Raw genomic sequence first — 21,828 nt, forward strand, 5'->3', positions numbered from 1 at the left:
AAATATGAGAAAAATGCCGCTTCTTACAGATTGTTTTTTGAAACGAATACCGCTTTTCCTCCCATTGTCGAATAAAAATTTCAAACTATGTAGCTACCTAATTACGTTTTTACCTTCGTACATACTTGCTTGCTTTGATGCGTGAATGCAAAGTAATGTACAAATATACATATAGCTTTACATAGAATTGTAAATAACTCTGTAAGTAAGTGATTAAATATATTGCTAATATGCCCTAAATCACTTTATGAGCTTGTAGTATTTATCTTCTTTTCTTATGGTTAATTAAAATTTGACCTTTAGGGAGAATTTTCTGTTCACCGGAACAGAGCAAGTTGTGTTTTGAGGCACGCATTAGGCGTGTAGGCACCTCAAAACCACTTGCCCTTGCAGGGAGCTTAAAACACACTCCGAAGTCGTGGTTTTTTACTTTTATATTTTTATTGTATTTCTAATGTAATAAAATTTTAATAATATATCCGATACATTACCAATTCTAATCACTATCTTTTCCAGCATTTACTAAGGTTGCGTTGATAAAGAATGCTCCTTTGGTGGCAATAGTCTGTTCGGGGGCTATAGGTTTTACAGGGGCAATGGCAGTATACCCACTTTCGGAAGCTCCTTTTACTACCTCCACTTTCTCAAAAGAGGTTTCTTTATCCGAAGTTTGGGTTACCAGAAAAATGTAGGATTTACCAGCATCCTCTACGATAGCCTCGTTAGGTACAGCAGGGGTCGTTTGTTTGTCAAGACTGATAACCCCTGTTACATTCATTCCATTGATGAGCCCTTGTTTGTCACCCTCTACGTGGCAATGTACAATGATGCTTTTGCTTTCGTTTTCAAACGAAGCCGCAATGTTATACACTTGGGCATCATATTCGCGAGAGGTGTTATTGGTAGGGTTGAAGTGCACTTGTTGTCCTACCTTAATGTAAGGCAAGTCACGCTCATACACTTGCAAGTGCAGGTGTAGCGAACTGTTGTCGATGATTTCCACAATAGGGGTGGAGGCATCTATATAAGCCCCTTTGTTAGTATATACCGCACTGATATTCCCACTAATAGGAGCCACTATCGCCAAAGTAGATTGCATTCCCTTATCGGTGAGTGTTTGAGGGTTTAAGCCCATTAGGCGTATTTGTTCTTCAAGCGAAGCTTTTTCGGTACGGAGAGTGCGTAGCTGAGTAGTAGCGGCTTGTAGGTTCTTACCAGTACCAGCATTCCCTTCATAGAGGGTTTGCTGACGGTCAAGTTCTTGTTTAGCAAGTTCTATCTGACCATTAACGGTGAGCAAGCGCTGTTGTTGTTGCAAGAATTCTGGGTTAGAAACAGTAGCGATTACTTGCCCTTTTTGCACATAACTGCCTATCTCTACCTTTACGCTCTTGATAATCCCCGCATATACAGTCGATACCTTCGCCTGATGGTCGGCAGGCACGCTCAGTATTCCATTGGCTTTGAGGGTAGCGGCAAGAGCTTTTTCTTCTATATGTCCCAAACGAATATCTACAGTTTGGATTTGAGCTTGGGTAAGGGTGGTGAGGTTGCCTCCTTCTTCGTGGTGTTCTTCGCGCTCTTCGAGCTTTTGATTATTGGTAGTTGTAGGAGTGCCATTGCAGGCTGATAGACTAATTCCTATAAGGATAAAAGCGATTTTTATACCATATTTTTTCATTTGTTTTACTGGTTTAAAAGGGATTGTATTTCTATTACTTTTTGATTAAGCGCCTCGATACTCTCAAGGTATGCCAAGCGGGTATCTACGGCTGTCTGTAGGGTGTAAAGGTACTCCACATAGCTTATTTCACCTGCGCTATACCCTAACTGATTGGCTCGGATAATGCGCTCGGCTTCAGGTAGCGCTTCTTGTTTGTAAAACTGATATTTTTGCAAATTCAGTTGGTATTCCTCTTGCAGATTTATCCATTGAGTTTTAAGCTGTTTTTCTGTTTGTTGAGCTGCTTCTATAGCTGCTTCTTTCTGATATTTATAAGCTTTCACCTTGGCACGGGTAGCGGTAAAAATAGGAACTGAAAGCCCTATGGTGGCAAAGTGAAAACGTTTACTTCTATCAGTATAGGTCTCTACCCCTCCAATGGTTTGCATTCCTATAAGAGACTGATTGGTATAGCCCAATGTAAGGTCGGGCAGGGCTTGGGCACGCTCTAGACGTTTGTTGTGCTCAGCTATGTTTGCTTCTTGATAGCTGAGTTGTACCAAAGGGTGCTGAGAGAGTTGTACATCCGAAGGCTCACTGAGTAACAAAGGCTCATACACGGGCGACTTGGTAATGGTAAATGCTTCTTCTGTTTGCATTAACGTACGCAAGTTGCGATAGGTAGCTTGTTGTATAGTTTTGTTCTGTTGAAGTAACAAACTTATTTCTCCTTTCTTCACTTGGGCAGTGTTAATATCTATCTTCTTGGTATCCCCTGCTTTATAGCGTACTTCAGCAATGCGAATAAAATTATTGTAGAGACTATCAAGCTGCAAGAGCTGTTCCTCTTTAAAAGTCAAATATTGCAATTGCTGATATGCGTTGCGCACTTGCCGCTTCAGTTCATTCTGCTGAAGGGCTAATTGCCCTTGTTGTAATTGTGTCTCTGCTTGATAGAGCTTTTTGCGAGCAGCAAATACTGTAGGCAAAGGAATAGATTGTGATACACCTACTGAAAGGTCTTTTTCAGCACTGCTGTACTGCCCGTATTGCCCTGTAAAGTCTGTTTTAGCCAATTCAAAAGAGGTTCGCTCTTTAGCACTTGCTCCTTGTAGCTTGAGTTGTGCTGCCTTAATCACTCCATTGTTCTTAAGGGCTATTTGCTCTATTTCTTGTAGCGAGTAAGACTGCTGAGCGTGTAGCGCTATAGGACTGATAAGCAATAGGGCTATCGTGAGTACTTTAGCTGAAGGACGGCGCCAAGAAAAGGTACTATTGAAAGCGATGTAAAGCAACGGAAGCACGAAGAGGGTGAGGAAGGTAGCCGATACTAACCCCCCAATAACCACTGTAGCTAAGGGGCGTTGTACTTCTGCTCCTGCTCCTTGACTGAGTGCCATAGGTAGGAAACCTAAGCTCGCCACCATAGCCGTCATTAGCACAGGGCGTAAACGCATTTCGGTACCCGTAATCACGCGATGCAAAAGGTTGGTCATTCCTTCTTTTTTCAGCTGGTTGAAAGTGCCAATAAGCACTATACCGTTGAGCACTGCTACCCCAAAGAGCGCGATAAAACCAATACCCGCACTAATACTAAAAGGCATTCCCCGAAGAAGCAAGGCAAATACGCCCCCAATGGCACTCATCGGGATAGCGCTAAAGATGAGCAATGATTGTTTTATAGAGTGGAAAGCAAGGTATAACAAGAAAAATATTAAAAGTAGGGCTACAGGCACGGCTATGAGCAGTCGGTCGGTGGCTTGTTGTAGGTTCTCAAACTGACCGCCATAGGTAAAGTAATAGCCCGTAGGGAGCTTTACGCCCTTTAATTTTTGTTCTATATCACTCACCACACTCTGCACATCGCGCCCTTGCACGTTGAAGCCAATGACGATACGGCGCTTGCCTGCTTCACGGCTTACTTGTGCGGGGCCTAATTCATATTTGATAGTGGCCAATTGGCTCATCGGCACCTGCCCATTTTCGGTAGCTACCATCATATGCTGTACATCGTCAATTCCGGTACGATGGAGGCTATCGAGGCGTACCACAAGGTCGAACCTTCGTTCGTTCTCGAAGACAACCCCAGCCTTCTTACCAGCAAAGGCGGTACTGAGTACCTCATTGACCTCTTGCACCGAAAGTCCGTAGTTGGCCAAGCGTACCCGATCGTAAGTAACATTGATTTGCGGAAGTCCGCTTACTTTTTCGACCTGTGGGGCGGTAGCACCTTCTGTTTTCTGGATAAGTTGGCTTACTCTTTGGGCGTAGTGGGCGAGGGTATCCATGTTTTCTCCAAAGATTTTTATCGTTACATCCTGTCTGACACCTGTCATCAATTCGTTGAAATGCATTTGTATAGGCTGGCTTTTCTCAAAGAAGACCCCAGGAATATCCTTGAGCCGCTCAATGATGGCATCTCCTAATTCCTCATAGGAGCGACCACTTTTCCATTGGTCTTGGCTCTTGAGTACGATCACAATATCGGAGGCTTCCAGCGGCATAGGGTCGGTAGGTATTTCGGCAGAACCTGTTTTGCCTATCACCATTTTCACCTCGTCGAACTCACGAATCAGGCGAGAGGCCTGCATGGAAGTCTCCAAGCTCTGCTTCAGGGAAGTACCCGGTGGCAGAATACATTCAAAAACAAAATCGCCTTCTTGTAGTTGTGGAATAAACTCACCTCCCATACGGCTGAAAATGCCTACCGCAAGAACGAACAGTACCACGGTACTGCCTATTATCCATCCCCTAAGGCGGATAGAACGGACAAAGAGCGGTTGGTAGTGACGGTAGAGCCAGCTTATCATTCGCTCGGCAAAACTGCGCTTGTCACTTACTGTTTTAGGTAGGAGCAAAGCGCTCATGGCAGGGATATAAGTCAGGGAAAGGATCAGGGCACCCAAAATAGCAAAGACGACGGTTTGTGCCATAGGGCGGAACATCTTGCCCTCTACTCCTACCAAGGTAAGAATGGGAATATACACCATCAGGATGATAATCTCTCCGAAGGCGGCACTACTGCGTATTTTGGAAGCGGAATGGAATACCTCCTCATCCATTTGTGCTTGGGTAAGTCGTTGGTGGTTCTTTCGGATCGCCAAGTGGTGCATCACTGCTTCTACCACGATAACCGATCCATCTACGATAATTCCGAAATCTATCGCTCCCAAGCTCATCAGGTTGGCACTTACTCCAAAGAGGTTCATCATTCCTAAGGCAAAGAGCAAGGAGAGCGGAATGGCCGTGGCAACAATCAGTCCGGCACGCAGGTTCCCTAAGAAAAGTACTAAGATGAAGATGACAATCAGCGCCCCCTCTAAGAGGTTTTTCTCTACTGTATGGATGGCGCGTTGTACCAAGTCCGTGCGGTCTAAGAATGGCTCTATCACTACATCTTCAGGTAGGGATTGCTGTATGGTGGGCAGTTTTTCTTTGATACGACTGACTACCTCGTGGCTGTTTTCGCCCTTGAGCATCATCACTACCCCACCTACGGCATCCACCTCGCCATTATAGCTAAGGGCACCATAGCGGAGGGCACTGCCCAAGCGTACCTCGGCTACATGCTTGATAAAGAGGGGAGGGGTGTGCTTGCCTACGGCTATATTGCCTATGTCTTCAAGGGAGCGAGCCATGCCTATTCCTCGGATAAAGTAGGCATTGGGGCGCTTGTCGATATAGGCACCTCCTGTATTTTGGTTGTTCTGCTCCAAAGCAGTGAAAATATCACTGACACTCACCCCCATGGCACGGAGGCGATCGGGGTCTATAACCACCTCATACTGCTTGAGTTCGCCTCCAAAGCTGTTGATTTCGGCTATTCCTTTGGTACCATAGAGTTGGCGAGCCACGATCCAATCCTGCATGGTGCGGAGGTCTTTGGCGGAATATTTGTTTTTGCTCTGTTCCGTAGGGCGAATGATATACTGATATACCTCCCCCAGTCCGGTACTCACGGGTGAGAGTTCGGGCGAGCCTATGCCTTGAGGGATTTGCTCCTGTGCCTCCTTGAGCTTTTCATTGACTAGCTGGCGGGCAAAGTAGATGTCCATATCCTCGCTAAAGACGGCTGTGATGACCGAGAGGCCAAAGCGGGAAATACTGCGTGTTTCCTCCAGCCCAGGAATATTGGCGATGGCTTGTTCAATAGGAAAAGTAACCAGTTGCTCTACCTCTTGTGAGGCCAAAGTAGGGGTAGAGGTGATGATTTGTACTTGGTTGTTAGTAATATCTGGAACGGCATCAATGGGGAGCCTTGTAGCACTCCATACGCCCCAAAAAATAAGCATAAGGGTCATGAATCCTACAAATAGCTTATTTTTGATGCTAAATAGTATGATTTTGTCTAACATTTCTAATAAGAATTAATGATTAGTTAATGACTAATGATGGGTGAGATGACTAATGAACAATCACTTGAGATGAAGAAAGAAAAGACTATATCTTGGGAGGAGTCCAGATATTCCCATAGCAGTTCGAAGACCATACGGTCAGGGGATAGCTATAGGAGGGAATGGTTGCGGTGGCTTGAGCAATGGTTAAGGCCTCATAAGTAGTGGGCGTGCTGATTACCATTTGGCAGCAAGTGCAAATGCAGAAAGGTGAACAGCTATCCAAATGAAAATGAGAGTGTTCCCCAGTTGGGGCTGTTACAAATTCATAAGAAGCTGAAGACTCCTCACCTTCAAGCATATCCGTACAAGGCAGCCCAGTGAGTGCCAACAGATATAAGCTAAGTATGAAGGTGAAAAATCTCATATTGGGAGCAAAGATACATTTTTTTTTTCAATCTGACAAAATTTTTTGATTTTGTCGCATTCTACTACATAATTAAAAATAACACATCTGACACATTACCAGCTCCACGCAGACGTGCAGCAACGCACGTTTGCGGGTGCAAAGGTAAATTTTTTTGGTTATATTGTCAAGATGTTGTACCTTTGCACCTAGAAGTTACTGAGAAAATAGGTATAATCAAATGAAATAAGAGCTATTACTAAATCATTACCTAATCTTCTTGTAATTCCTGTATCTTCTTTATTTAAAATAGATTATAAAAGTAGTTTCAATTTTGGGACAAAATTGTAACTTTACCCCTAATTTTAATTCAAAAATATAAGAAATGGAAAATACATACGCAGGAATACCTACTGAGAATGCCACCTATGAAAATTCAAAAGTTATCTTATTAACAGTACCTTATGATGGTACTTCTACTTGGGGAAAGGGAGCTGATAAGGGTCCTGAATTATTTTTAGATGCTTCTGAGAATATGGAACTTTATGATATAGAAACAGATTCAGAACCTTACTTACATGGAGTGTATAGGGCGGGAGAAGTATCTGAGAATGATACTCCGGAGAAAATGGTTGATGCTGTCTATAGGAAGACAAGGGAACTGATCCAAGACAGAGAAAAATTATTTACTCTCATAGGAGGAGAACATTCTGTATCCATTGGTTCTATAAGAGCAGTAGGAGAGGAGTATCATAATCTTACAGTATTACAGTTAGATGCTCATACCGATTTACGACCTGAATATCATGGGTCAAAAAATAATCATGCTTGTGCTGTATTTGAAGCTAATCAGAAACATAAACTTGTGCAGGTAGGAATCCGTTCTATGGATGTAGAAGAAAAGCAATATTTACCTCATAAGCGGGTTTTCTTTGCTCACCAAATAACAAAGAATGAAAATTGGATAAAAGATGTTTTGGATAAAGTATCTGGTAATGTATACATAACTATCGATTTGGATGCTTTTGACCCTTCTATTACCCCTTCTACGGGAACTCCTGAACCCGGAGGATTACAATGGTATCCTACTCTGAAACTTCTAAAGAAAGTGTTTAAAAAATGTAATGTGGTTGCTTTTGATATAGTAGAACTTATGGATAGCCCTCAGGCTAAACCGACAGCTTTCTTAGCAGCTAAACTTTATTACAAGATGCTTGCTTATTATTTTAAATATAAGGGAAGGATAAAGGATACCAAAAAAAGAAAATAATTAGAGATAATCATGTTTTTAGAGCGTGTTATTGATGATTTTTTAGAGAATTATGTAGATTATTCTACGGAAGATATTATATTTGTAACTCCTTTCAGACGTTCAGCTTTATTCTTGAGAAAGATTTATGCTCAAAAGCTTCATAAAGTAACTATTTCTCCTGAATTTATCACTTTAGATAATCTTTTGGAACGTATCTCAGGCATTAGAAAGATGTCTGATATACAGGGGCTTTTTGAGTTGTACCATATTTATAAAGAGAATACTGATACAGAGAGAGATGATTTTGAGAAATTTATAGGATGGGGACAACTTCTGTGGAATGATTTTAGTGATATAGATCATTATTTAATTCCTCAAAAGGATATATTTCCTTATATGGAAGCAATTAAGGAAGCAGAGCATTGGTCAGTAGGGGAGGAACTTACTCCTATACAAAAAAGATACTTAACCTTTTGGAGAAATTTAGGTTCTTATTATAAGAATTTGAGATCAGAAATGTTGCAACAAAGACTAGGATATCAAGGATTTATTGCAAGAGAAGCTGTATCGCAATTAGATGTTTACAAAAGTAAGAATGAAAAAAAATTGCATATTTTTGTAGGATTTAATGCCTTAACCAAAGCACAGGAACATATTATCCAATATATTCTAGAGGAAATGAAAGGAGATATCTATTGGGATATAGAGAAATATCTTTTAGAAGGAGAGCATAGTGCGGGGTATTTCATAAAGAAATATATCAATGAATGGAGATATTATCAAGGAAGATTACCAAAATGGATTAAAGATACTCCTATAAATAGAAATATAGCTATTTATGGGACTCCTAAACAAGTCAATCAGGTACATCTGTTGACAGATATACTTGAAAAACTTCCTGAAACAGAGTTAGACCAAACAGCTATTGTACTAAGTGATAGTGATATGCTTTTGCCTTTGTTGCAATCTATTGACACTCATAAGTTGCCTATTAATATAACAATGGGATATCCATTACAACAAACTCCCTTACATGATTTGTTTTCTTCTTTCTTTAAATTATATATCTCAGGGAAATGGTATCATAAGGAAGTAAAAGCTCTCCTCATGCAACCTTTCTTAAGTAATTTGTTTTCTGAAGATTATAAAAAGAATACAATTTCTTTTATAAATGAATATAATCTAATATATATATACAAAAAGCATTTAGAAAAATATGTAAAAGATGCTGATAAGATACTTATAGATTTGATTTTTGATGACACAAAAAATATTTCTGTAAGTAGATTAATTGAAAATGTACTTAGATTTTTATTTATTATAAGAGAATCTTTAGAAAAGGATGAGAGTAGTAATAAATTAAATCTGGAATATTTATATAATTTCTATGAATTATTCAATCAATTAGATTTTCTGCAGAGAAAGTATGGTTTTATTGAAAATATAAAATCATTGTACTATTTGTATAATGATTTGCTTGCAAAACAGAAATTAAATTTTAGAGGAGAACCATTGCAAGGATTGCAAATTATGGGAATATTAGAAGCACAGAATATACAATTTAAGAATGTATTGGTAACTTCTTTAAATGAAGGTATTTTTCCAAAAGGAAACTCCAAAAACTCACTAATTCCTTTTGATGTAAGAACAAATTTGGAACTTCCTACCTATAAACAGGAAGATTATGTATATACCTACTATTTTTATAGAATATTGCAGCATACGAATAAGGCAATTTTATTCTATAATACAGATACAGAAGGACTGAAAGGAAGTGAGAAAAGCCGATTTATACTACAGTTATTCTCTGCGTTAAGGATAGAACCTACCATTAAATCTCCTGAGGTCAAAATAGTAGAACATCAACCTATTGAAGTCCTAAAAAATAGGGAGATTATAAATAAACTGAAAGATATAGCAACAGGAAAAGATAAAAAACATGGAAGAGGTTTCTCTTCATCTGCTCTTACAAGCTATATTATGAATCCTATTATTTTCTATCAACAACAAATATTAGATGTGAAAGATGAAAAAGAAGTAGAGGAGATTGTTGAAAATAGATCTTTTGGTGATATTATCCATAGGGTACTTCAAATACTCTATACTCCTTATATAGGAAAGATACTTTTTAAGGAAAATATAAAGCAAATGAGAGAAAAAGTATCTTTAGTGGTGAGAAAAATATTTATTGAATATCAAAAGAATGAAGATATTACGGGTAAGAATGTATTTATACTAAAAACAATAGAAGAATATATTCATAAATTCCTATCTGTTGATGAAAAAAATGTGAGTGAACAAATAGTAGAGCTCCTTTTTTTAGAAAAAAAAATATTAACAGAGGTAAGGTATGAAGAATTTGATTTTCCTATATTGTATAATGGAACTCTTGATCGTGTAGAAAAAAGAAATGGAGCTATTTATATAGTGGATTATAAGACTGGTAGAGTAGAACAAAGGCAGATAACTTTAACAGAGAAACATTGGGAGAAACTTATTATTGATTTTAAGTATTCAAAGGCATTTCAGTTATTAATGTATGCTTATTTATTACGAAAATCAGGGAAGGTGGAGGATGATATTCCTATATATGTAGGTAATTACTCTTTCAAAAACTTGAAACCTGGTTTCTTAGGATTTAAAATAGCTTCAGGGAAACCAATGGTTTCTATAGATAACGCTATTCTTACCAAATTTGAAGAGAAACTTATAGCTTTACTTACAGAGATTTATGACCCATCTATTCCCTTTGTTGAAAAGAAGTGATTCAAATTAATATACTCTCATTTTTTTATTCCTATATTTGCACCCTGTAAAATGAAATGGCAAATGACCCCCAAAAAAATAGTCGTTTTTATGATAGGCGTATTACTATCCCTCCTATGGCTTACTTTTCTTAGTCGTGAATATGTAGATGTTGAGAATGAGGAAGTTATTCATGGAATAAAAATAGGAAGTTTTCAAATGAAATACCCTACTTTCTGGGATATTTTCTCTCATCGAGAACCTATTAAGAATGATAAGGCAATGGCAATTATACAGGGAAAAGAGCCTAAGATAGAGAAGGATACTCTAAATGCTGAGCTTGTCAATAATCGAAAGTTTATTTTTCCTAAAGATATAAATCATTTAAGAGATTCTATAGAGGCTTTTTTGGAAGGAGGGAATCCAAAACTTATTAGTAATGTAGAAGGACAGATTTATTATCCAGAACCCATGCAAGAGTTTGTAAAGAGAATGAATGAAAAACTTAGCCAGCCTACTTGCCGTATTCTCCACTATGGTGATTCAAAAATAGAAGGAGATCGCATCACCTCTTATCTTCGTAATGGTTTACAAATTCTCTATGGAGGTTCAGGTCCAGGTTATTTTCCTATAAAGACACCTTATGGACAGCGTAGTATTATTATCCAAACAACAGGGAATTGGTTTCGATATGCATTATTTAATGCAGAGCAGCGCAAGAATAAAGATCTTTTACCTAATAATCAATACGGATTATATGCTAATGTTTGTCGCTTTACTCCTGCTCGTGGAGGGGATACAGCGGGACTAAAAACAGCTTCTTTTACTATAAGTCCTTCTTATGCGTATTACAGCCGATTGGCTGAATATTCTCAAATTACACTCCATTATGGGAATTGCACAGTACCTACTTTGGTTACTGTATATGAGAATAATGTAGAAATTCGTAAAGATTCCCTTATAACAGATGGGGACTATCATGCTTATAAGTTACATTTTGATGTAACACCTAAAAAACTTAAACTCCAGTTTTCAAGCAGAAAGAGCCCTGATTTTTATGGTGTAACAGTAGGAAGTGATCAAGGTGTTCAAGTTGATAATATCCCTACACGTGGAGATTCAGGTTTCCATTTTACTCGATTACAGAGTACCTATGAGGCTATGAGCAGGGAACTTAGACCGGATATTATTATTTTTCAGTTTGGAGGTAATCTTGTACCTTACCTTACAAAGGACAAGGTAGTATCCAGTGTTAAGCGTATTATCACCAATATGCAATGGGTACAAAAACGTAATCCCGAAGCCTTACTCTTTCTTATAGGACCCAGTGATATGCTTCGTAGAAGTAGTAAAACCACTTATGATATTATTCCTGTTTTAGTAGAGGAGATGAAAAAGCAAACTGCAGAAAATGGTTTTGCTTTTTGGAGTATGTATGAGGCTATGGGAGGTAAGAATTCTATGAAAATATGGTATGATAACCGAATGGCTGCCAGTGATTTAGTACATTTTTCAGATAAAGGTACAGAACGCATATCGGAACTTTTATTTCAGAATTTGGTAGAGGATCTACTCTCAGTACAATCTGTAGAGATGTACAGAAAATGACTGCCTAAAAGTTTCCTAACCATCCTTCTCTGTCAAGACTTCGGTACTGGATTGCTTCTCCTATATGATATTCTTTGATAGTCTTACTCCCATCAAGGTCTGCTATAGTACGAGCTACCTTGAGAATACGATCGTATGCACGGGCTGAAAGATTTAGTCGTTCCATGGCTTTCTTGAGCATGGATAAGGAAGGTTCCTCTATCTGGCAATATTTTCTGATTTGTTGTGTCCCCATTTGGGCATTATAATGAATATGTTCATAGGAACTAAAGCGGTTGGTCTGTATCTGCCGAGCCTGTATTACACGTTCACGAATGCTACTACTACTTTCTGCTCTTTCATATTGGGAGAGTTTTTCAAAGGGGACAGGGTTGACTTCTATGTGAATATCTATTCGATCAAGTAAGGGGCCTGATATTTTACTGAGGTAGCGCTGCATCTCAGCAGGAGAGCTTACCATAGGAGCATCAGGGTCATTGAAATATCCACTAGGAGAGGGATTCATACTAGCCACTAACATGAATGAAGCAGGATAGGTGATAGAGAACTTGGTTCGTGAGATGGTAACCTCTCTATCTTCTAAAGGTTGGCGCATTACCTCCAAGACACTACGCTTGAACTCAGGTAGTTCATCTAAGAAAAGCACTCCATTATGCGCTAATGAGATTTCCCCAGGCTGCGGATAGCTACCACCCCCTACAAGGGCAACATCTGAAATGGTATGGTGTGGACTGCGAAAAGGACGCTGGCAGATAAGTCCATTGTCCTTTACCCGCCCTACTACACTGTGAATCTTAGTTGTTTCCAGAGCTTCCTGTAGTGTCATCGGAGGAAGTATGCCAGGCAAGCGCTTGGCAAGCATCGTTTTTCCAGACCCTGGAGGACCTATTAGAATAATATTGTGCCCGCCTGCAGCAGCAATCTCCATACAGCGTTTCACGCTCTCTTGACCTTTCACATCAGCAAAGTCAAACTCAGGGGTCTCCACATGCTTGAAGAACTCCTCACGAGTATTGATTTCTACCCGCTGCAAGGAGTTTTCTCCGTTGAGGAAGTCTATGACCTGTTTGATATTCTCTGCTCCATACACCTCTAAGTTATTCACAATAGCTGCTTCCTTAGCATTTTGCATAGGGAGGATAAAGCCTTTAAACCCTTCCTTTCTGGCTTGGATTGCAATAGGAAGAGCCCCCTTGATCGGTTGCAGACTGCCGTCCAAGGAGAGTTCCCCCATGATGATATATTGCTCTATCTCTTCACATTGTATTTGTCCATTGGCTGCTAAGATGCCTATAGCAAAACTCAGATCGTAAGCGGATCCTTCCTTGCGCATGTCAGCAGGTGCCATATTGATAGTAATTTTTTTACCAGGGATTTTATAATGATTGTTCTGTAAGGCTGCCTCTATACGAAAGTTACTCTCTTTAATGGCATTATCAGGTAAGCCTACAAGATGATACCCCACTCCTTTATCTATATTCACTTCAATAGTAATGGTGATAGCTTCTACACCATAAACGGCACTGCCATATATCTTTACTAACATGCTTTTTATTTTTGGAAAAGGATTTTTACCAGTAGCAAATTTACAAAAAATAATGAAAATGGAAAAGTAAAATCTTTTTCTTTTCCTTATGTACTATTATATGCTCATTTTTTATTACTTTTGTCCTTATAAAAGAACAAGATTATTTATGGAAAATATTTTTACCTATTGTCCTCATTGCGGGAGCAGAGATGTAGAATTTCCTAACTTCGTACGCTTTCTCTGTCATCAGTGTGGCTTTGTTTATTACCATAGTATAGCTGCAGCAGTATCAGTTATCTTTAAGAAAGAGGATAAAATTCTTTTTGTTGTACGTAATATAGACCCAGATAAGGGCAAGTTAGACCTTCCGGGAGGCTTTGTAGACCCCGATGAGAATGCCGAAGCCGCTGTCTGTCGTGAGGTAAAAGAGGAATTGGGCTTGCAGATTGTCCCTAACCAACTAAAATACCTCACAACCCAACCCAATCATTATCTATATAAGAATATCCCCTATCGTACCATGGATATTTTCTACGAATATCCCTTAGATACTCCGGTTTCTGTAAGAGCGGAAGATGAAATAAAGTCTTTACAGTGGATTCCCATATCTGAAATAGACCTTGGCAAAATAGGCTTTGTCTCTGTAAGAACAGTCATTGAAAAATATTACTTAAACCAATGAAATTCAATTCCAGATACTTCTTCGCTGCCCTGATCATCTTTTTGGTAGAGTTAGCCATAGCCACTGTATTCAAGAGTGTTCCCTTTGTACGGGCATACTTAGGTGATATTTTGGTAGTGATACTGATCTATTGTTTTATTAGAGCTTTTTTTCATATCAAGAACACCAAAAAATTACTTATAGGAATTTTCTGCTTTGCCGTATTTGTGGAGATACTACAATACTTTAAACTGGCTACTTTCTTTGGCTTTGGCAAAGGTACCCTTGGGTATATTCTGCTAGGAAATTATTTCTCTTTTGAAGATATTCTTTGCTATGCTACAGGATGCTTTTTAGCATTTATCTTTGATAAGTAAAAGGTAAGTCACTTGTTATTAGTCATTAATAATAGGTAAATATTCTTTCTACAACGGCAGCACGTTTGTTGTTTTCGTAATAGATTTCCTCAGTACAGTTGTTGAATTTGTCATAGTGGTAAATAGTTCTCTTAGGGGAAGGAATCTGTCCGTCATCTATTTGTATCAAATTTCCATTTTTATTATAGGTATAATAGGTTCCAGAAATAAAATTTCCAGTAAGTAAATCAAAATTTTCTTCCTTGATGAGTTGGTTATCCTTGTTGTAAGAAGAAAGAGTCTTTATAACTTCTCCCTCTAGAAAATAACTATAACTTTCTACTTCCTTGTCATTTTCAATGCAGTGATAGGAATAAAATTCTTTTCCTTTGTATGTTTGTATTTCTACTATAGCTCCTTTGGAGTCATAGATGTAGTATTTTGTTTTCTTGTTAGAGATATCCTTTTCATCGGATAGGGGAGTAGTATAAGTTGTTTCCTCATATACCTCATCATTGGCTAAATATTGGTAAGTGGTATAAAAACAAAACATAGAGTAACATTCTTTCTTTTCAGCAAGCAATGTGCCTTCTTTAGTATATTTATACCAAGTCTCGTTAGCTTCATCACCTAAAAGACTGGTAGATTTGTTTTTCTCGTGTGTAATATTCCCTTTACTATTATAAGAATACTTTTTTTTATTGATAAGCGTATCATTTCTGTATTCCAAAATAGCTTCTTTCCTTTTGTTTTTATCAAATAACATTTCTACTTTAGATAAAATACCATCAATCTTGTATTTTTTAGAGATCATTACTTTTCCCTCGTAGGAAATTTCTTCTTCTATATGTTCGGGATTGTTTTCCTCTTTGTATTTGTATTCATCGGCTTTTGTAAGTAGATTATCCGTGTTGTATTGGTAAAATATCTTTTGGAAAAGTTTTCCATCGGTATAGTAGTTATAAAATTCTATGATATTTCCCTTTTTATCAAAGATGTATCGGCTATGTACGGGCATACGTTCTACTTTGGCATTTTTAGGGAATATCTTTGCCTCTTTCCCATTTTTAGTGTCATAGTGATAAATAAATTTCTCTACTGATTTTACTTTTCCTTGAGGAGTAATACCTAAGTTTCTAAGATGTTCCTTCCTATATCTATTAGGTTCATCTTCTTGTGCTAAAATGAATATAGGATAAAAACTAAGGAGTAGGGTAAAGATAAAATGTTTCATGGTTTGAATCTTTTACTGGTAATAAGTAATCTTGCGTTCTATAACATAGGTAGGCTTTCCATTTTCAAAATATTCTTTTCTGATACAGTTTCCTTTCATGTCATAATAAAAGTACTTCTCTTCTTCTAAACCGCCTTTGTATATTGCCTTGTATTGGGAGAGATTTCCTTGTGAGTCATAGATTTCTTGATGATTTATTTCATCACTTTCTCCGTATGGATCAGTAGTAGCTTCATTTTTAGGCTTACTGCCTGTAGAGGGGGTAGCCATTTCTTTGTCATAAGCATAGTGAGCTATTTCTTTTCCTTTTCTATATAGAACAGCTTTTGTAAGTTTGTTTTTATTATACTCATATACTTTTCTCTCGTATAAGGAATCTTGATCGTAGAATAATTCTTCTGTTTTAAACCCATCAGTATTATAAGTATTCACTATACGATACGTTCTGGGTTTTAACTCATTATCAAAATGATTCTCTGTAAGTAAGCTATCTCTTTCATTGAAAGTTTTTTCAATCTTAAGGGTAATATTTCTTATAGAATCATATTCGTAATAATAGATGTCATTTCCTCTTTCGTCAAACTGTATCGTAGTATTATTATAGTCTGCTATATCATATCTTTTTTCGTATGGTACTTTTACATATTTACCATTAATTTCTTCTATATCATATTTCATTATATGAATAGATTTTATCTTTCCTTTGAGTGTATCAGGAAAGTCGTATTCAATGATAGAGGGTATATTATACGTTTTCTTTATATTTTTTATTTCTTTGTTGTTTTCACAAGACCATAACAAAGCTATAAAAATAAAAAAACTTATTTTAGTAACTAAAATTATATTTCTCATACTGTTTTATATTTTATTCATAATAGGTAAATGTTCTTTCGTAAATATCGGTCGTTCCGTTATACTGTTTTTCTATTTTTGTAATATTTTGGTACTCATCATAAGTATAAAATGTTTTTTCTATTGCTTTATTTCCTTTGTAAGTTATTTTTGATAGCAAGTTATTGTTGTTGTCATAAGTGTAGCTATCTTTATCTCTATAATCATCATTTTTATAAATAGTTTCTATCAGGTTTCCTGCTGTATCATAGTTATCTATCCAATATTCCTTTTTGTCTCCTATATATAATAGCTCTGTTTTTATAACTCTGTCCTTATTATCGTAATAATAGGTGTAGGTTCTTTCTATTTTATTTTGTTTGTAATCAAATGATTTCTTTATACGACCTTTTTCATCATATAAAATCTTCTCTTTGATATAATCATAATAACATCCATTAAAGAAACTTTCAGAAATAACTTTATTTATCAATTTTTTATTTTTGTAGGAATAAAAAATATGTAGCTCCTCATCATCTCTATCATCATAACTTTCTATAAGTAGGTTGTTTTTATAAACATTTTTAAAAAGAATATCTTTTAAAATACCTTCTCCTCGTGTAATTAGGATAAGTCTGTTTTTTGCATCATATTTGTATAGTTCTACTACGGATTCCACATATTCATTTACATAGTTTTCAGTCTTTTTTATAAGGTTTCCAATATGATTATACTCATATTCTGTATCAATACTTGGTTCGTTGTCAAAATAGGTAAGTTCTCTTAAAAGATTTCCCTTATTATCATACCAATAAAGAATTCTCCTCTTCAAGAAATCATTTGAGTAATAAGAATTTTCTATAATTCTTTGATCATTATTATATTTGTATAATTCTTTTTTATGAGTGATGCCTGTATTAGGATCTTCTTCATAAGATTTCTTTTCAGTGAGAAGTCCTTTGTCATTATATGAATAAAAATTTTCTTCTATATGAGTTCCATTTTTGGTAGTGAGCACATTCTTTTTTGAATAGAGTAAGCTATCTCTTTCATCATATTTTTTTACTTCCTTATGCTTAATATTTCTTTCCTTAGTGTATTTAATAAATTCTATTTCATTTCCTCTTTCATCAAAGCCATAAGTATAATTTTCATCAAAATGTTCTCGTTTGATAGTATCTTTCAATACAGTTACAGCTATAGAATAGTGAGCTGTATGTACTCTCTTCACTTTTCCTAAAAGAGGTTTCTCAAAAGGATAAGTCAATTCGGGATCTATTCTGTATTTTTCTATTTTGTTAGCTGTATTTTGAGCAACTATGGTGATACAAAAGAATAGAAAGGGGATTAAAAAATGTTTCATAAGACTAAAATATTTTATTTGTAGTAGGTAAATGTTCTTTCATAGATATTAGTTAATTTTCCTTTATAATATTCTTCTATTTTTATACAATTTCCTATAGCATCATAATAGTAAAGTGATTTTGGATTCCCTTTTTCTTTTTTCCAAGCCTTTTCTATAAGGTATCCTTCAGGAGAATACTTATTTTCCCATCTGGATTTTTCTTTTTCATACTTGTATAAAATACCTTTGATTTCTTTTCCGTTTTCATCATAGAAATAGTTTGTTTCTTGCTCTAAAATATTTCCTTGATATTCTAATTTTTTAATTATTTTACCTTTTTCGTTATATTTGGTAATAACTTTTCTATCTATGATATAGTCAATTCCAATTCCTGTATAGTAACTTTCTGTTTCTATAAGTTTACCTTCTTTATAAGTATATAATAAGTAGGAATGATCATCATATTCTTTGATAAGTGTATTATTTTCATAGATTCTATTGGTAAGGATATAGGACTTTTCTCCTTTTTCTTTTTCTGTAACACAAATAAGATTTCCTAAGGTATCATATTCGTATATAGTAGTAGAATGTTTTTTAGGATTTTTCTCTTTTTCTTTTTTTTCGAGGAGTTTACCCTTAGCATCATAAGTATAGAGAGCAGTATAGAATAATTTGTCCTTATAATAGTCTTCCTCTTTGATTATATTGTCTGCTTCATTATAGAAATATAGAGAAACTTTTGAACCGTAACGGTCTATGTCTTTTCTCTCTACAAGTAAGTTTTTATCATTATATAGATTGAACCTTTCCGCAGAGTGGCGAATACTATCTATAACATAAGAGATTTTTCGGTAGGTGAGACTGTCTGCTTTATTGAAAGTTTTTATCTCCCAATCCATCAGATTTCCCAGCGCATCATAAGTATAAAAAGCTATATCATTGCCTCTTTTATCAAAGTGATAAGTGTAGGTATAAGGATCAATTTTATTCTTATGGAAAAGATGATATACAGCAACAGGAGTATCTCCCTGATATTCTATCCAGCAACCGACCGTATGCATCGTTTTTATCTTTCCACGAAGAGGTTTAGGAAAAAACTGGTCATATCTTTCATTTGTTTTATAGGAAGTAGTGTTTTTGTTAGCTGTATTTTGAGCAACTACGGTGATACAAAAAAATAAAAAGGGAACTAAATAGTTTTTCATAGTATTAAAATTTTATTTGTAAAAGGTAAAAGTTCTTTCGTAGATATGGGATAGTTTGTTATTGTAATATACTTCTTGCTTGACCCAATTATCATGCTCGTCATAAAAATAAATTATTTTTTGAGAAAGACGGCTATTACTTTCTTCAATCAAATTTCCCTTTCTATCGTATTGGTATGTAGTATAAGAATTATATTGACTATCATCAGGAAAAGTATAGACATTTTTTATTTCTCTTCCTTTCTCATCATATTCATATGCTATATTATTTTGTAATTTATGACCTACATAGATATCACAAGATATAGGAAGTTCTTTGTCATTGTATCTATATATTTTTTCTACATCTGTAGTATAGCATCCTGCGAAACTGCTATTTTCTTCCTTTTTAGTTTTTAATTTTTTATTTTCATAGAAATAAGTATAGGTATATGAATAGCTTTTTTCTGCGTAACATTCTTTTATTAGTAAGTCATCTTTGTAAGTTCTTTTGAAAATATTGAGTGTATCTTCACTATCAGTATTTTTTTCTTTTACAAAAATGAGACGGTTTTTGTCATCATATTTATATTTTCTTAGATATTTGTAGTTTTTTTGAGTATCTTCATAGGTTTCTTCTATTTTATTGGTGTGCTCGTCATATTTGTAAGTATAGCTGCTTATCAGATCATTGTTTTTATAATATAATTCTTTTGTAAGTAAGTTCTTTTCATTATAAGAGTATAGAAATTTTTTCTCTTCTATGAGTTTGTTTGAATTATCATATTTATAAGTTTGAGTTATATTGCCTTTTTCATCAAATAAATAAAGATATTCATTGTCATAAACTTCACGAAATGTTCTTATGGTATTTCTATTATCTATAACACTACAGCTAATATAGTTTATAGATTTTATTTTTCCAGAAAAATCGCCTATTGTCCTATGTGTTTTTTTAATTTTTCTCGGTAAAGGATCGTTTTGTCCCCATATAACAATAGAGCAAAAGAATAAAAAGGGGAGTAAATAGTTTTTCATAGCATCACAAATTAAAATTATTTTACAGAACGGAGTATTTTTGGTAGTGATTTCTTATAGAATTTCTAGTTATGAGTACCTTGTCAGAATATTTTGGTTAGCCAAATAGGTGAGCAATGACCTCTTCTACTTTGGCATAAGTGATGACATTGATATTGCTTTTACCAGCGGTGAGCTTACAGTATTTGGAGATAAAAATGGTATCAAAACCGAGCTTTTCTGCCTCTGAAATACGTTGTTCTACTCGCTGTACGGGTCGTATTTCTCCCCCTAAGCCTACTTCGGCGGCAAAGCAAAAGGTCTTTGGGATTGCCACATCTTCGTTGGAGGAGAGTATCGCCATAGCCACACCCAAGTCCGTAGAAGGGTCATCTACCGAGATACCTCCTGTGATGTTTAGGAACACGTCCTTGCTGCCTAAGCGGAAACCGGCACGCTTTTCCAGTACTGCAAGAAGCATATTCAGGCGCTTGGCATTGAAACCTGTGGTGGAGCGTTGAGGGGTGCCATATACAGCGCTGCTCACAAGGGCTTGTATCTCAATCATGAGCGGACGCATACCTTCTATAGTAGCCACTATGGCTGTGCCTGAGCTATTCTCATCAGTCTTGGAAAGGAGTACTTCGGAGGGGTTGCTCACTTCCCTAAGACCTGTGGAGAGCATCTCATAGATGCCCAATTCGGAGGTAGAGCCAAAGCGATTTTTCAGTGCTCTGAGGATACGGAATACATGGTTGCGGTCGCCCTCGAATTGTAAGACTGTATCTACCATGTGTTCCAATATTTTAGGCCCTGCTATGGTGCCATCCTTGGTGATATGTCCCACAATAATCACGGGTACTCCTGTGAGCTTGGCATATTTGATGAGCTCCGCCGTACATTCCCGAATCTGAGAAATACTTCCTGCTGAGGCTTCTATATAGTCCGAGTGGAGTGTCTGTATGGAATCTATGATAAGGATTTCAGGGTCAAGGTCTTTTATCTGTTGGAAGATGTTTTGGGTCTTGGTTTCAGTAAGTATATAGCAATTGTTACGAGCATCGGTGATACGCTCCCCTCGCATCTTGATCTGTTTTTGGCTTTCCTCGCCCGATACATATAGGGTTTTGTAGGGCATACGCATGGCGATTTGTAGCAGCAGCGTACTCTTACCTATCCCAGGTTCGCCTCCTATGAGTACGACTGAACCAGGTACAATCCCGCCCCCAAGAACGTTGTTCAGTTCTTGGTCACCACTATCCAAGCGCATTTCCTTTTCAGTGGTGATTTCATGTAAGGGGATATATTTGTTCGTTTTCCTTGAGCGGAGGGTATCATCTTTATCATTCTTTTTCCACTCATGTTTTTCTTCTTTTTGGATTACTTCTTCTACTATAGTATTCCATTCCTTACAAACATAACATTGTCCTTGCCATTTGCTGTATTGTGCCCCACAGTTCTGGCAGAAAAAAGCAGTTTTTGTCTTTGCCATTCTGATGTATTTTTAAAAAAGACAAATTTAAGCAAAAAAAGGAATAGTTAAAAGTTAAAAATGAATACCATAAAAAATATTTAATTATCTTATATCTGAATTATTTCATCCTAAAAAATTAACAATTTTATCGTTAATAAATAGAATTTGTGAGGAAAAGAAAATCTTGACA

The 21,828-nt window shown here is 36.4% G+C and carries 15 protein-coding genes; 5 read left to right on the forward strand and 10 right to left on the reverse strand.

The features are described from left to right. Positions 1-496: 496 nt before the first annotated feature. From HMPREF9071_RS05010 to HMPREF9071_RS05020, 3 genes are all read right to left on the reverse strand, one after another. Positions 497-1,681, reverse strand: a complete 1,185-nt coding sequence (locus HMPREF9071_RS05010; RefSeq protein WP_009411030.1) for an efflux RND transporter periplasmic adaptor subunit — start codon at positions 1,679-1,681, stop codon at positions 497-499. Positions 1,682-1,686: 5 nt separating this feature from the next. After that, a complete protein-coding gene (locus tag HMPREF9071_RS05015) occupies positions 1,687-6,018 on the reverse strand; it encodes a CusA/CzcA family heavy metal efflux RND transporter (protein ID WP_009745500.1) in 4,332 nt (1,443 codons plus the stop codon). Between the two features lie 85 nt (positions 6,019-6,103). Continuing rightward, positions 6,104-6,424: a DUF6660 family protein gene (locus HMPREF9071_RS05020; protein ID WP_009750737.1), complete on the reverse strand. Its 321-nt coding sequence runs from the start codon at positions 6,422-6,424 to the stop codon at positions 6,104-6,106. Positions 6,425-6,788: 364 nt separating this feature from the next. Here HMPREF9071_RS05020 and speB point away from each other — a divergent pair, with 364 nt between their 5' ends. The 3 genes from speB (at position 6,789) to HMPREF9071_RS05035 (ending at position 12,008) form a co-directional block, all read left to right on the forward strand. Next, positions 6,789-7,673, forward strand: coding sequence for an agmatinase (speB, locus tag HMPREF9071_RS05025; RefSeq protein WP_009745502.1), 885 nt, complete (start codon positions 6,789-6,791; stop codon positions 7,671-7,673). Positions 7,674-7,685: 12 nt separating this feature from the next. Beyond that, positions 7,686-10,421: a PD-(D/E)XK nuclease family protein gene (locus tag HMPREF9071_RS05030; RefSeq protein WP_009745503.1), complete on the forward strand. Its 2,736-nt coding sequence runs from the start codon at positions 7,686-7,688 to the stop codon at positions 10,419-10,421. 63 nt (positions 10,422-10,484) lie between these two features. Further along, entirely contained in the window at positions 10,485-12,008 is a 1,524-nt protein-coding gene (locus HMPREF9071_RS05035) for a lipase (protein ID WP_040358033.1), read from the forward strand. 4 nt (positions 12,009-12,012) lie between these two features. Here the strand turns inward: HMPREF9071_RS05035 and HMPREF9071_RS05040 are convergent, their stop codons facing one another. Then, positions 12,013-13,554: a YifB family Mg chelatase-like AAA ATPase gene (locus tag HMPREF9071_RS05040; RefSeq protein ID WP_009745505.1), complete on the reverse strand. Its 1,542-nt coding sequence runs from the start codon at positions 13,552-13,554 to the stop codon at positions 12,013-12,015. 148 nt (positions 13,555-13,702) lie between these two features. On the opposite strand from HMPREF9071_RS05040, the gene HMPREF9071_RS05045 reads away from it, so the two are divergent. Both HMPREF9071_RS05045 and HMPREF9071_RS05050 read left to right on the forward strand, forming a co-directional pair. Further along, positions 13,703-14,218 (forward strand): NUDIX domain-containing protein, encoded by a 516-nt coding sequence (locus HMPREF9071_RS05045; protein ID WP_009745506.1) that lies wholly within the window; start codon positions 13,703-13,705, stop codon positions 14,216-14,218. Beyond that, positions 14,215-14,574 (forward strand): DUF2809 domain-containing protein, encoded by a 360-nt coding sequence (locus HMPREF9071_RS05050; RefSeq protein ID WP_009745507.1) that lies wholly within the window; start codon positions 14,215-14,217, stop codon positions 14,572-14,574. Before HMPREF9071_RS05045 ends, HMPREF9071_RS05050 begins: the two co-directional genes overlap by 4 nt. Before the next feature lie 25 nt (positions 14,575-14,599). Here HMPREF9071_RS05050 and HMPREF9071_RS05055 read toward each other — a convergent pair whose 3' ends face one another. The 6 genes from HMPREF9071_RS05055 to radA form a co-directional block, all read right to left on the reverse strand. Further along, on the reverse strand, positions 14,600-15,787 hold the full coding sequence (locus HMPREF9071_RS05055; RefSeq protein WP_009745508.1) for a hypothetical protein: 1,188 nt from the start codon (positions 15,785-15,787) through the stop codon (positions 14,600-14,602). Between the two features lie 12 nt (positions 15,788-15,799). After that, entirely contained in the window at positions 15,800-16,639 is an 840-nt protein-coding gene (locus HMPREF9071_RS05060) for a hypothetical protein (protein ID WP_009745509.1), read from the reverse strand. Between the two features lie 13 nt (positions 16,640-16,652). Continuing rightward, positions 16,653-17,981, reverse strand: a complete 1,329-nt coding sequence (locus tag HMPREF9071_RS05065) for an ATPase (RefSeq protein ID WP_009745510.1) — start codon at positions 17,979-17,981, stop codon at positions 16,653-16,655. Positions 17,982-17,995: 14 nt separating this feature from the next. After that, a complete protein-coding gene (locus HMPREF9071_RS05070; protein ID WP_009745511.1) occupies positions 17,996-19,168 on the reverse strand; it encodes a hypothetical protein in 1,173 nt (390 codons plus the stop codon). A gap of 12 nt (positions 19,169-19,180) precedes the next feature. After that, on the reverse strand, positions 19,181-20,185 hold the full coding sequence (locus HMPREF9071_RS05075) for a hypothetical protein (RefSeq protein ID WP_009745512.1): 1,005 nt from the start codon (positions 20,183-20,185) through the stop codon (positions 19,181-19,183). A gap of 97 nt (positions 20,186-20,282) precedes the next feature. Next, positions 20,283-21,656, reverse strand: coding sequence for a DNA repair protein RadA (gene radA, locus HMPREF9071_RS05080; protein WP_009745513.1), 1,374 nt, complete (start codon positions 21,654-21,656; stop codon positions 20,283-20,285). Between the last annotated feature and the right edge of the window lie 172 nt (positions 21,657-21,828).

Source organism: Capnocytophaga sp. oral taxon 338 str. F0234 (genome assembly GCF_000192225.1).
Lineage (GTDB): Bacteria > Bacteroidota > Bacteroidia > Flavobacteriales > Flavobacteriaceae > Capnocytophaga.